Raw genomic sequence first — 12081 nt, forward strand, 5'->3', positions numbered from 1 at the left:
GGTACCAGGTACTGTGAACGAAGTTCACAGTACCTGGTACCATTTTTGTGCGTCAAGCAAGGCACAATCTTAAGGGTTAAAGTGCTGTATTCTGAAAGTCTCCTAATCGATTCTGGTGTTTTTATAAAGCTTTCGACTCTGAGACGGCGTCATTCCGGTAATGGATTTATATACACGGTTAAAGTGGGTGATGTTGGAAAAACCAGTATCTTTGCTGATTTCAGTCACGTTTTTATCGGTTTCCATAAACATTCTCTGGGCATTCATCACACGGGTAATCTGAATGTACTGAATGATAGTGCTGTTCGTGGATTTCTTGAATTCTCTGCAAAGGTAGTACGGACTAATATAAAAATGCCGTGCAAGCCTTTCAAGGGTAATCTCCTCATTATAGTTCTGGTGAATGTAGCTTATGATATCGACGATCCGGTTCCTTTTCTCGGGGAGTGCCGGAAAATTTATTTCTCTCACAATCTTAACCAGCAGAAGATTTAGAATAGAGTGCATATAGCTTGCGCAGTAACGGCCAGGAGAATCCTGCTCCTCCTGCAGCTGCAGCAGCATTTGATGAATCGTTCTTTTTGCAGCTGAATCTGGTTTGTAAACGCCAGTTCCGTTTTCTAAGGATTCTAATAGTTCAGGAGAATCAATCTCTTCTTTTTTAAAATACAGCAGAAGTCTTTTGAATGGCACGTTTTCTTCGCCATAGGAATGATGCATTTTATAAGGGGAAAAGATAATAAATTCGCCTGGAGTAATGCTGTACAGTTCATCCTGAATCATATGGAAGCGAGTTCCTTTTTCAAGATAATACAATTCGAAATAATCGTGAAAATGAGATTTCGCCATATTGTCATTTACGCTCTGAATGCACTCGCAGGCAATTTTGCTGCCTTGAGCCATCATAATCCCTGCCTGGTCTATCAAAATAGTCCCTCCTGTTAAAGAATAATCAAAGTGCATGATGAAAATGCTTAAAAAAAGAAAAATATATAAGTGCATCTTAGCATTTTTTTAGAAGAAGTGCAAGATATGTATGAAATAAGGGGAATTACCGCAAGTTCTGTCTAGTTTGATGCAGCGTGTTTTGATAAAGTTGTGTATGAAAATCAAAACAATCAAGGAGGTAACATTCATGAAATTGTGTATGAATGTGAGTGCTGTAAAACAGCAGGATAATTATTATGCTGTTCTTACCAACAGCATTAAAATCAGAATTTATTTTCTGACAGATTCCATCATACGTATCCGTGCAGGCTTTGATGGAGATTTTGCGGAAGAATCCTATAGCCTGGTTATGACAGCATGGGAAGACCGTATGGACAGTTTTCTGAAGAATTGCAGAAAACGTACCCATACAGCGGATGCAGTGCTTACAGATAACGAACAGGAGGCAGTGATTCAGGGGAGGCTGCTGAAAGTGGTGGTTGAAAAAGATCCGTTCCGTGTCTGTGTTTATGATTCGGAAGGAACATTGCTTCATGCTGATGTCGTTGATCTTACTTACATGGAGGACAGCAACCACCGCCGCATTCATACTAGTGAGATTACCCCGGATGACTGTTTTTACGGGTTCGGCGAAAAAAGCGGTGAATTTAATAAGGCTCAGAAATTTATGAACATGAGCCCAAAGGATGCCATGGGGTATAATCCAAAAGAGACCGACTCCCTATACAAACATATTCCTTTTTATATTAAACTGAACCGCAGTAATCAAAAAGCAGTTGGATATTTTTACCATAATACCTACGAATGCGATTTTGATATGGGACGGGAAAAGAGCAATTACTGGAAAATGCACAGCCGTTACCGTACAGATGGAGGAGATATCGATTTATTTCTGATAACGGGACCGAAGGTTCGTGATGTGGTAGAGCGTTATACAGATCTGACCGGAAAATCGGCTATGCTCCCAAGGTATGCGTTGGGATATCTGGGATCTTCCATGTATTATCCAGAGCTGGAAGCAGACTGTGATGATGCAATCTGCGAGTTTATCGACACAACAAAGGAAGAACGGATTCCTGTCGATGGTTTCCAGCTTTCATCTGGATACTGTGCCATTGAGACAGAAGAAGGAATTAAGCGTTGCGTGTTTACCTGGAACCATAAGAGGTTCAAGAATCCAAAGGATTTCTTTGCCCAGATGAAAAAAAGAGGAATCGTCGTTTCTCCAAACGTAAAACCGGGTATGCTTTTAGTTCATCCAAAACTGGAAGAAATGAAAAAGAAAGGCATGTTCGTAAGAGCGAGTGATAGCGATCAGCCAGGAGTTGGAACCTGGTGGGGCGGAAAGGGACACTTTGTAGATTATACGAAGCCGTCAACCAGAGAGTACTGGAAAGAATATTTGAAAGAAAATGTTTTGGACTATGGGACCAGCTCTGTGTGGAATGATAACTGTGAATACGACAGCATGGTGGATAAAGACTGTGTCTGCGATTTTGAAGGTAAAGGCGGAACCATTGGCCAGCTGAAATCAGTTATGTCTAATATCATGTGCCAGATTACTGATGAAGCGATCCGCGATACTTTCGGCAATACCCGTCCGTACATCGTCTGCCGTTCCGGACACTCCGGAATTCAGCGTTATGCTCAGACATGGGCAGGAGACAATCTGACATGCTGGGATTCCCTGAAGTATAATATAGCTACGATACTGGGCATGAGCCTGTCGGGCGTGGCAAACCAGGGATGCGATATTGGAGGCTTTTTTGGACCTTCTCCAGAGGCGGAATTGCTGGTGCGCTGGATTCAGAACGGAATTTTCCAGCCCCGTTTTTCAATCCATTCCACAAACACGGACAATACTGTAACAGAACCATGGATGTACAGCGGCTGTACGGGCTTTATCAGAAAAGCAATTGAATTCCGATATCAGTTAAGTCCATACCTGTATTCTCTGTTAGCACGGGCACATGAAACAGGACTTCCGATTATGGAGCCGATGTGCAGTGCATTCCAGGAGGATACTAAGTGCTACGATGAGGGTATTGATTTTATGGTGGGCGATTCGCTTATGGTTGCCAATGTGGTTGAAAAGGGAGCAAAGACAAGAAGGGTGTATCTGCCGGAAGGACATGTTTTCTATGATTTCTATACAAGAGAAGCTTACCAGGGCGGACAGACTATCGAAATACCGGTAGATTTAGACAGTATCCCGATATTCATAAAAGATGGCGGAATCATTTCTCTGGCATCAAATCCGATTGATAATCTGAGCACGCAGAAGGCTATAGGAATAAAGCTGATCTGTGCAGCAGATAAAGACAGCCGGTTTGAACTGTACGAAGACGACGGCGAAAGTATGGATTATGAAAACGGCGGATATCTAAAGACCAGAATCATGATGAAAAGCGGCGAGCGCACTACATTGGATTTTGTTAAGGAAGGAAATTTCAAGACATCGGTAGAAACGATGTACCTGGATGTGATCAGAAGAGATAAAGCTCCTTACTGGGTATCTATAGACGGACAGGAAGTGCCTCATCTCCTGCACAGAAGAAAGTTTGAGGAAGCCGGTTATGGATGGTACTACAGCCAGAGCATGAAATCGGTTCAGATAAAATATAAAAATCCGGATAAGGATTATCAGGTGTTAATCTCATTTGAGCAGTTTGATATGATTGGAATGTAGGATAACAGAAGGAAGGGGTAACAGAATATGAAAAAATTAATTGCGGTAATATTGTCTCTTAGTCTTGCGGTTATGAGTCTTGCAGGCTGTGGTGCGGAAAGTGCAGAATCAAGTGCAGAGGCGACAAAGGAAAATCCAATGGTATTGACACTGGCCCATGGGTTAAGTGAAACCCATACGGTTCATATCGCTATGCTGGAGTTTGCTGAAAAAGTGGAGGAACGCACAGAAGGAAGAATCCAGGTAAAAATTTATCCGAATGGCCAGCTGGGATCTGAAACAGAAGCAATGGAACAGCTGATGGCTGGAGTTGTAGCTATGACAAAAGTTTCGGCACCTGGTCTTGCCACCTATAATGAGGCTTATCATAGCTTTGGTCTTCCGTATATTTTTGATGATACGAAAGATTTCTATCGTATCATGGATTCCAGTCAGATGCGTGACTTTTTCCTGTCGACAGGAGAGGACGGTTTTGTGACTTTAACCTACTATACGTCCGGAGCAAGATCATTTTATACTGTAGATAAGCCAATCAGAACACCGGAAGATCTGAAAGGATTAAAAATCCGCGTGCAGGATATGAAATCCCAGACAGATATGATTAAGGCAATGGGAGGGACGCCGGTAGCGATGTCCTATGGTGATGTCTATACTTCCCTTCAGACAGGGATTATAGATGGAACAGAGAATAATGAGACTGCACTGACGACAGGAAAGCATGGTGAAATCTGTAAGGTATACTCTACAGATCAGCATGCAATGATTCCTGATGTTATGGTCATGAGTGCAAAAGTGTGGAATGGAATCGCACCGGAAGACCAGAAGATTATTCTGGAGGCTGCCTATGAATCGACAGATAGCCATAAGATTGCATGGGACAGCGCAATCCAGGCGGCTGTAGAAGAAGCAAAAACACAAATGGGCGTAACGTTTGTAGATGACATTGATAAAGAGGCATTCAGGGAAGCGACGAGCGGTATGATCAGTGAATATTCATCAACGTATCCGAAAGTGGCTGAGCTGCTGGATATTATTGATTCTGTAGAATAGGGGGAAAAACAATGCAGGGAACTTTAACAACCATTAAGAAGGGCATGAATTTCATTTTATCCCGTATTGCAGCATTTTTGCTGCTGACTATGACTTTTTTGGTTTTGTATCAGGTCTTTACAAGATATGTCTTAAATGATCCGGCGGGCTTTACAGAGGAAATTGTACGTTATCTGCTCATGTGGACAGGATTCATAGGCGCAGCATATGCGTTCAGTACCAGGCAGCACATGGCCCTTGTCTTTTTAAGAGATAAACTGGAACCGGCGAAGAAAAAGGTTCTGGTGATTTTTATTGACGCCGTGATTCTGGCATTTGCACTTTTTATCATGACAGTTGGCGGCACCAGTCTTGCAGCAAGTGCATCCAAAGAATATTCTGCACTTTTAGGAATCCCGCGAACCCTGGTTTACAGCATGGCTCCGATTTCCGGCGTCTTTATTATAATTGCCCAGATTATCAATATCTGGGAAGATGTAACCGGAATTGCTATTGCTGATGAAGCTACAGATAAAGGAGGAAACGAATAATGAATATTGTCCTGACAACCGTAGTTCTTTTTGCAGTATTTGGCATCCTGCTGTTTTTGGGCTGCCCAATCTCTGTCAGCATCCTGATTTCTTCTATTGCAACTGCGTTATCTTCTCTTACCTGGGAGCAGGTATCGTTTATCACAATGCAGAAGATGAACAGTGGCGTTGAAAGCTTCTCTTTACTGGCAGTACCATTATTTATTCTGGCAGGAAACATCATGAATAATGGAGGGATTGCCCGCCGTCTGATTAATTTTGCAAACCTGTTCTGCGGCCGCATTCCAGGTTCCCTGGCACAGGCAAATGCGCTTGGAAATATGCTTTTTGGCGCATTATCAGGTTCTTCTGTTGCTGCAGCATCTGCCATGGGAAGTGCGATTTATCCAATCCAGAAGGAAGAGGGATATGATCCGGCATTTGCAACCTGTGTCAACATTGCATCTGCACCAACAGGGCTTCTTATACCGCCGACCAGTGCATTTATCGTATACTCGACAGTTGCAGGTGGCGTTTCCATCTCAGCATTATTTATGGCAGGCTATATACCGGGTCTTTTAATGGGGCTTGGAACTATGATTGTTGCATTCCTTTACGCAAAGAAGCACAAATATCCGGTATCAGGCAAAACGAACCTAAAAGAAGCAGTTAAGGTTACCCTTCAGGCAATTCCAAGTTTATTGCTGATTATCATTGTTATTGGCGGTATTGTAGGGGGAATCTTCACTGCAACGGAAGGCGCGGGAGTATGTGTCCTTTACTGCCTCATCTTATCAATCTGTTACAAAAGCATGGATATGAAGTCATTTATGGATATCTTATTGAAGAGTGCATGTACAAGCGGTATTATCTTATTCCTGATTTCAGCATCCTCAGCCATGTCGTGGGTAATGGCATATTCAGGAATCCCGGCAGCAATCAGCGATGGAATTCTGTCTGTATCAACGAATAAGTATGTGATTTTCTTCCTGATGAACATCATTCTTCTGGTTATCGGTACTTTCATGGATATAACACCGGCAATTTTAATTTTTACGCCAATATTCCTTCCTATTGCACAAAGCTTTGGAATGTCATCGGTTCAGTTCGGAGCGGTACTGATTTTCAATATGTGTATGGGCAATATGACGCCACCGGTTGGATCTGTACTGTTTGTCGCATGCGGCATCACGAATACGACAATCGAGCAGGTTGCTAAAATGCTGGTTCCATATCTGATTGTATTGCTGCTGCTGTTGTTGGCAGTTACCTATATTCCGGTCCTTTCTCTTGGACTGCCAGGTTTGATGGGATTAATTTGATAGGGGCCTGGAATCTGTATAGAAAAGATTAAAGGATTATAAAAAACGGAGTGAGATAGCAAATGCTATCACACTCCGTTTTTTTACATAATTCAGAACTCTTATCAGAATTGTTACATCACCTGACGATCAGCTTCGGCATCAGGCAGATATCCTGGACCTCGGCTTTATCCCCCGATTTCATGGAACTGCGCAGTACCTCCCAGGAACGGATCCCTAATTCATGGATGTCCTGGTCGATGCTGGATATCCGGATGCCGAACAGGAAGTCGGACAGGAGGTTGTCGTAGCTGACAATCATGTAATCTTCGGGAACGCGGATTCCGCATTCCATGAATTTCTTCAAAACGCCAATTGTCATCATGTCGTTGCTGACGAATATGGCGGTGCAGTCGGTCTTCAGGATCTGCTCTGCGGCCTCGTAGCCGCCTTCGATCCTGTAGTTTGCAGGAATGATGTATTCTTTCGGTATCTTGAAACCGTGCTCATCCATTGCTTTTTTATAGCCGTTGATACGGGAAAGGGAATTGTTCGAGATATAGGTATTGCAGATGCAGGATATCCTGCTGTGGCCCTGTTCAATCAGATATTTCGTTGCCAGATAGGCGCCCGTCACGTTGTCAAAATATACTTTGCTGCAGGGAACATCCATTACCCTGTCGATCATGACAAAGGGGATGCTCAGATGTGAAAGCTTTTCCTGCATTTCTGTCTGATGCTGATATGCCTCATTGGACATGACCAGAAAAAGCCCATCTACGCCTCTGGATACGAGGAGATCCATAAGGAGGAGGTCATCCCGGAAACTGTCGTTCGAATTTACGATAATTAACGTATATCCTTTCTTTCTTGCTTCCATCTCCAGTACTTTGGCAAGCTTGGAAAAAAAGAAGTTCTCGATATCGGGAATGATGAGCCCCAGTGTTTTTGTCCGCTTCGTCACAAGGCTGCGGGCCATCACATTGGGCGTATAATGCTCTTCCTCTGCTATTTTTTTAATTAAAGCCTTTGTCTGTTCTGATATACGGTTCGGCCTGTCATTCAGAACAAGGGATACACTGCTGGTTGAAACACCAGCCAGTCTTGCAATTTCTTTTAAGGTTATCGACATAACTGACTCCAATCCACTGATGATGTCCATACAGCTGGTTATTCTACGATTTATTAGTACTTGTTCAGAAGCTTTGTCCCGCAAGCTGTTTTTGTGCTGATGTTGCATAAAAATCCGAGATTGGTATGTGCCAAACTGCAGGTTATTCAACTTGTGTACATCATCTGTGAATATGAAGGACGGATTCCTTCATATTCATGTTCATTATAAATGATAGTCCGAGAGTAAGGCAATGTGCAATTTTAACAAGATAAACCGTTTTACCTTTGGTAAAAATGACAGATTGACAAAATGATAAATGGGTACTAAAATAGAATCATAAAGTTGATAAACCGTTTTACCTACTCTTGCAGGAGGTTTCTGATTGTGAAAAGGGAGAGATGAAAATGAAAATTGGAATTTTAGGCAGCATCAATATGGATATGACCGTCACGGCGGATAGGATACCACAAAAAGGGGAAACGATAAAGGGCAATGACATTTCCTATATTCCCGGGGGGAAAGGCGCAAACCAGGCGGTCGCAGCCGCAAGGCTCGGAGGCAGCGTCGAGATGTTCGGCTGTGTCGGAAATGACGACGCCGGAAAGACTCTGGTCGAAAACCTCAGGAACGAAGGCATACAGACTGGAAACATCAAGGTAGTGGACGGCGTGCCGACCGGAATCGCAGTCATAACGGTTGCGGAAAATGACAACTGCATCGTTGTGGTCGCTGGCGCGAATAATGCCGTAGACAAAGCGTATGTAGACAGCGTTGCAGATGACCTGCTCGCCTGCGATATCGTTCTTCTCCAGCATGAGATCCCGCAGGAAACGGTGGAATATGCGGTTCAGCTCTGCCATAAGAAAGGAATCAAAGTCATCCTAAACCCGGCGCCGGCAAGACCGGTTCCTAAAAAAATCCTTGAACAGATCGATTACCTGACACCAAATGAGCATGAGGCAGTCATTCTGTTTGGACAGGACACCAGCACGGAAGACCTGCTGAAAACATATCCGGAGAAGTTGGTCATCACCCAGGGCTCCTTGGGAGTCAGCGTGTGTACAGGAGCCGGAGATGTAGTGCTCGTTCCTGCACGGAAAGCGAAAGTGGTTGATACCACCGGCGCCGGCGATACGCTAAATGGCGCTTTTGCCGTAGCACTGGCAGACGGAAAGGATATCGTCGGGGCATTGAAGTTTGCAAATGTGGCAGCAAGCCTTTCGACTGAGAAGTTCGGAGCACAGGGCGGAATGCCGGTTTATGAAGAAGTGATCCAGGAAATGGAATGAGGTGCTTATAAATGAAGAAACATGGAATCTTAAACAGCGATATATCAAGAGTCCTCTCTTATATGGGCCATACGGATACCATCTGCATCGGGGACTGCGGCCTTCCGATACCAGATGAGACGGAACGGATCGATCTTGCAGTGCGCTTCGGGAGCCCCTCTTTTATGGAGGTTCTGGAAGCGGTCGCAGAGGATATGGTAATTGAAAAGATCGTTCTTGCAGAGGAAATCAAGATCCATAACCCAGAGGTACTGTCACGGATCCAGGAACTGATCAGTAACAGGAACGCAGAGACAGAGGTAGAATTCGTTTCCCATGCACAGCTGAAGGAACGAACAGGAAGATGCAGGGCTGTTCTTCGAACAGGCGAAACGACTCCTTATGCAAATATCATTTTACAGTCTGGCTGTGTCTTTGCATAGGAATAACGGGAGGAAAGCAGAATGAAAATAGAAATGCAGAAGATTTGCAAGTCATTTGGGCAGAACCAGGTGCTTAAGGATGCCGGTTTTCAGCTGGGGGATGGCGAAGTACATGCCCTCATGGGTGAGAATGGTGCCGGTAAATCCACATTAATGAAGATACTGACCGGCGTGTATACCAGAGATTCCGGAACCGTCATCGTTGACGGAAAGGAAGTTGTCTATAAGAATCCACAGGAAGCGGAGAAGGCAGGAATCGTATTTATCCACCAGGAACTGAATGTGCTTTTTGACCTGACAGTGGAAGAAAATCTGTTTCTTGGAAAGGAACTGACCATGTTCCCTGGAATCTGCAACCGTAAAGCCATGCGGAAGAAGGCAGAAGAGACCCTTCAGATGCTGGGCGTAAAGATACCGGCCAACAAGGTGATGTCGGAGCTTTCAGTCGGCCAGCAGCAGATGATAGAAATCTGCAAGGCGCTCATGGTCGAGGCGAAGGTAATCATCATGGATGAACCGACCGCGGCCCTGACCCAGAGCGAGACGAAAGTACTATTTGAAGTAATCCACAATCTCCGCAAGCGGGGCGTGTCTATCGTGTACATTTCCCACCGTATGGAAGAAATCTTCGAATTGTGCGACCGCATTACCGTTCTCAGGGATGGCAGCTACGTCGGAACGAAGGACATTGCGAAAACGGATATGAATGAAATCGTCAAAATGATGATTGGCCGCGAAATAGGAGAGCGCTATCCGACTCGTGATTTTGCTATCGGAAAAGAAATCTTTCGGGTGGAAGGCCTTACGAAGAAAGGCGTATTTGAAAATGTCAGCTTCTCCGTGCATGCAGGCGAGGTGCTTGGCGTCTCGGGCCTGATGGGAGCGGGGCGTACCGAAATCATGCAGGCGATCTTCGGAAACCTGCCATACGAGGAAGGCAGCCTCTATATAGAAGATCAGAAATGCCAGATCCGCAATCCGGAGCAGGCAATCGATCTTGGAATCGGATTCATTACCGAGGACCGCAAGAGCGAGGGACTCATGCTGGAGGAGACCATCCAGAAGAACATCGCACTTGCTAACCTTGACAGCATATCCAACGGGTTCGGCGTGCTGAATGGCAAGGCGGAAGATGATCTGATTGCAAAAGCAATCCAGGAGCTTCACATCCGGTGTACCGGCCCGCAGCACGAATGCAATAACCTGAGCGGCGGCAACCAGCAGAAGGTCGTCATCGCAAAATGGATCTATACGAGCCCAAAAATCCTGATTTTTGATGAACCGACAAGGGGCGTCGATATCGGGGCCAAGAAAGAGATCTACAACATCATCAACGAGCTGGCGGAAAAGGGAGTTGCCATTATCATGGTTTCCTCCGAACTGCCGGAAGTGTTGGGCATGAGCGACCGGATTATGGTAGTCCGCGAGGGAAAGGTTCGTGGAATCATTTCCAGGGAAGAAGCAGATCAGGAAAAAACGATGACTTTAGCAACAGGGGGAAATATATGATGAATGAAAAGAAAAATAAATTAGTATATTATGCACAGGATTTTGGGGCACTGATTGCCCTTGCCCTGCTGATCATCGGAATCAGCATTGTGAGTCCGGAATTCAGAACGGTAGACAACTTCTTCTCGCTTCTGCGCCAGTCCTCCATCAATGGGCTTATTGCCTTCGGAATGACCTTTGTCATCCTGACCGATGCCATCGACCTGTCAGTAGGTTCAGTGCTGGCACTGTCGACCGCTCTCTGCGCAGGAATGATTACTGCAGGAGTTCCTGTCGGCCTGGCAATGCTGCTTTCACTGGTTATCGGCGCACTCCTCGGTCTTGTGAGCGGCCTTCTTGTAACGAAGGGAAGACTGCAGCCAGAGCTTATGGGACAGACTGCTATCGAAGTAGCGAAGAAACTTCTTGCCGGTGAGACTGTAGAAAAATCTATCCCGGTTGAAGTTGAACTGATTACAAAATAATAGCCGGACGGATTGGAAGATAGCAATGGTTGGATTGCGATTGTGAAAATCATCGGTTAATCAAGAATCCCCTCCCTATTGAGAGTTTTCATACTCTCAACAGGGAGGGGATTCTTCTTTTTTATGTTCACTGTCTCTGGAGTGCGGACAGTACCTGGTACCGTTTTCACTGCTTATTCCGGAACATCACATATTCATGTCCGTAATTCCCCCACATGGTGCAGGGGGGATCCTTTGTAAAATAGAAGGTGGAAAACAGCATCTCCGTATAGTTGAGCTTGATGATGATGCCGAGCAGCATCTCGTCAAGGTGGAAGATGAACTGGCTTTTGTCTGTCGGCGCGTTGACGTTCAGATATTGCACCTCCCGGCTGAAGAGGATCGAGTCGGCCTTTTTCTTTCCTTCCGAATCCAGCTGGTAGTAGTAGAAATCGACGAACGTGTTCTCGTCCCCGTTGTACATCCACAAGCCCTTCAGAGTCTCGTAGGCCTCTTCCTCGTTTAGTTTTACGACATGGAAGTCGTACTCATCAAGTCCTGTCTGTATCTTTTCGAAATAAATTGCGCCTGCTTCCTTAAGCTGATCAACCGTAATCATAAATCCACCTCCGATAATCCAAAGCCTGTGCTGTGCCGGGCCTGTTTCCATTGTGAATGTGCATGAAGCGATGGTAACTATTCAGGACTACGTCCTTCATAGTCATGATATTCTTCTGCAGAAAGAATGCAGCATTCAGCCGGCAGGGCTCAATGGCCGCAAAAAAATATCCGTTAGGTCAATTATAC

Annotated in this window: 11 protein-coding genes; 8 read left to right on the forward strand and 3 right to left on the reverse strand. The window is 45.0% G+C overall.

What is annotated here, in order from left to right; genetic code table 11:
- Positions 1–102: 102 nt before the first annotated feature.
- Positions 103–927, reverse strand: a complete 825-nt coding sequence (locus tag BJR36_RS13190; protein ID WP_091235156.1) for a helix-turn-helix transcriptional regulator — start codon at positions 925–927, stop codon at positions 103–105.
- Between the two features lie 208 nt (positions 928–1135).
- Here BJR36_RS13190 and BJR36_RS13195 point away from each other — a divergent pair, with 208 nt between their 5' ends.
- The 4 genes from BJR36_RS13195 to BJR36_RS13210 are packed head-to-tail and all read left to right on the forward strand — an operon-like array spanning position 1136 to position 6518.
- Complete coding sequence (locus BJR36_RS13195) at positions 1136–3637, forward strand: glycoside hydrolase family 31 protein (protein WP_091235158.1); 2502 nt, start codon at positions 1136–1138, stop codon at positions 3635–3637.
- A gap of 27 nt (positions 3638–3664) precedes the next feature.
- Complete coding sequence (locus BJR36_RS13200) at positions 3665–4687, forward strand: TRAP transporter substrate-binding protein (RefSeq protein WP_091235160.1); 1023 nt, start codon at positions 3665–3667, stop codon at positions 4685–4687.
- An 11-nt stretch (positions 4688–4698) separates the two neighbouring features.
- Positions 4699–5217, forward strand: a complete 519-nt coding sequence (locus tag BJR36_RS13205; protein ID WP_091235162.1) for a TRAP transporter small permease — start codon at positions 4699–4701, stop codon at positions 5215–5217.
- Positions 5217–6518 carry a TRAP transporter large permease gene (locus BJR36_RS13210; RefSeq protein ID WP_091235164.1) on the forward strand — a complete coding sequence of 434 codons (1302 nt, stop codon included), beginning with the start codon at positions 5217–5219 and terminating at the stop codon, positions 6516–6518. Before BJR36_RS13205 ends, BJR36_RS13210 begins: the two co-directional genes overlap by 1 nt.
- Before the next feature lie 118 nt (positions 6519–6636).
- On the opposite strand, the gene BJR36_RS13215 is transcribed toward BJR36_RS13210, so the two are convergent.
- On the reverse strand, positions 6637–7629 hold the full coding sequence (locus BJR36_RS13215; protein ID WP_091235166.1) for a LacI family DNA-binding transcriptional regulator: 993 nt from the start codon (positions 7627–7629) through the stop codon (positions 6637–6639).
- 386 nt (positions 7630–8015) lie between these two features.
- Between BJR36_RS13215 and rbsK the strand changes: the two genes are divergently transcribed.
- The 4 genes from rbsK to BJR36_RS13235 are packed head-to-tail and all read left to right on the forward strand — an operon-like array spanning position 8016 to position 11295.
- A complete protein-coding gene (gene rbsK, locus BJR36_RS13220; protein WP_091235212.1) occupies positions 8016–8900 on the forward strand; it encodes a ribokinase in 885 nt (294 codons plus the stop codon).
- An 11-nt stretch (positions 8901–8911) separates the two neighbouring features.
- The gene (gene rbsD, locus BJR36_RS13225; RefSeq protein WP_091235168.1) at positions 8912–9322 is read left to right on the forward strand and encodes a D-ribose pyranase; all 411 of its coding nucleotides are present in this window, start codon (positions 8912–8914) and stop codon (positions 9320–9322) included.
- Between the two features lie 21 nt (positions 9323–9343).
- Positions 9344–10831 (forward strand): sugar ABC transporter ATP-binding protein, encoded by a 1488-nt coding sequence (locus BJR36_RS13230; protein WP_091235170.1) that lies wholly within the window; start codon positions 9344–9346, stop codon positions 10829–10831.
- Positions 10831–11295, forward strand: a complete 465-nt coding sequence (locus BJR36_RS13235) for an ABC transporter permease (protein WP_242875573.1) — start codon at positions 10831–10833, stop codon at positions 11293–11295. The genes BJR36_RS13230 and BJR36_RS13235 overlap by 1 nt, the downstream gene beginning before the upstream one ends.
- 166 nt (positions 11296–11461) lie before the next feature.
- Here BJR36_RS13235 and BJR36_RS13240 read toward each other — a convergent pair whose 3' ends face one another.
- Complete coding sequence (locus BJR36_RS13240) at positions 11462–11893, reverse strand: hypothetical protein (protein ID WP_091235171.1); 432 nt, start codon at positions 11891–11893, stop codon at positions 11462–11464.
- Positions 11894–12081 lie beyond the last annotated feature (188 nt).

This window comes from Anaerobium acetethylicum, from assembly GCF_900096945.1.
Taxonomy (GTDB): domain Bacteria; phylum Bacillota; class Clostridia; order Lachnospirales; family Lachnospiraceae; genus Anaerobium; species Anaerobium acetethylicum.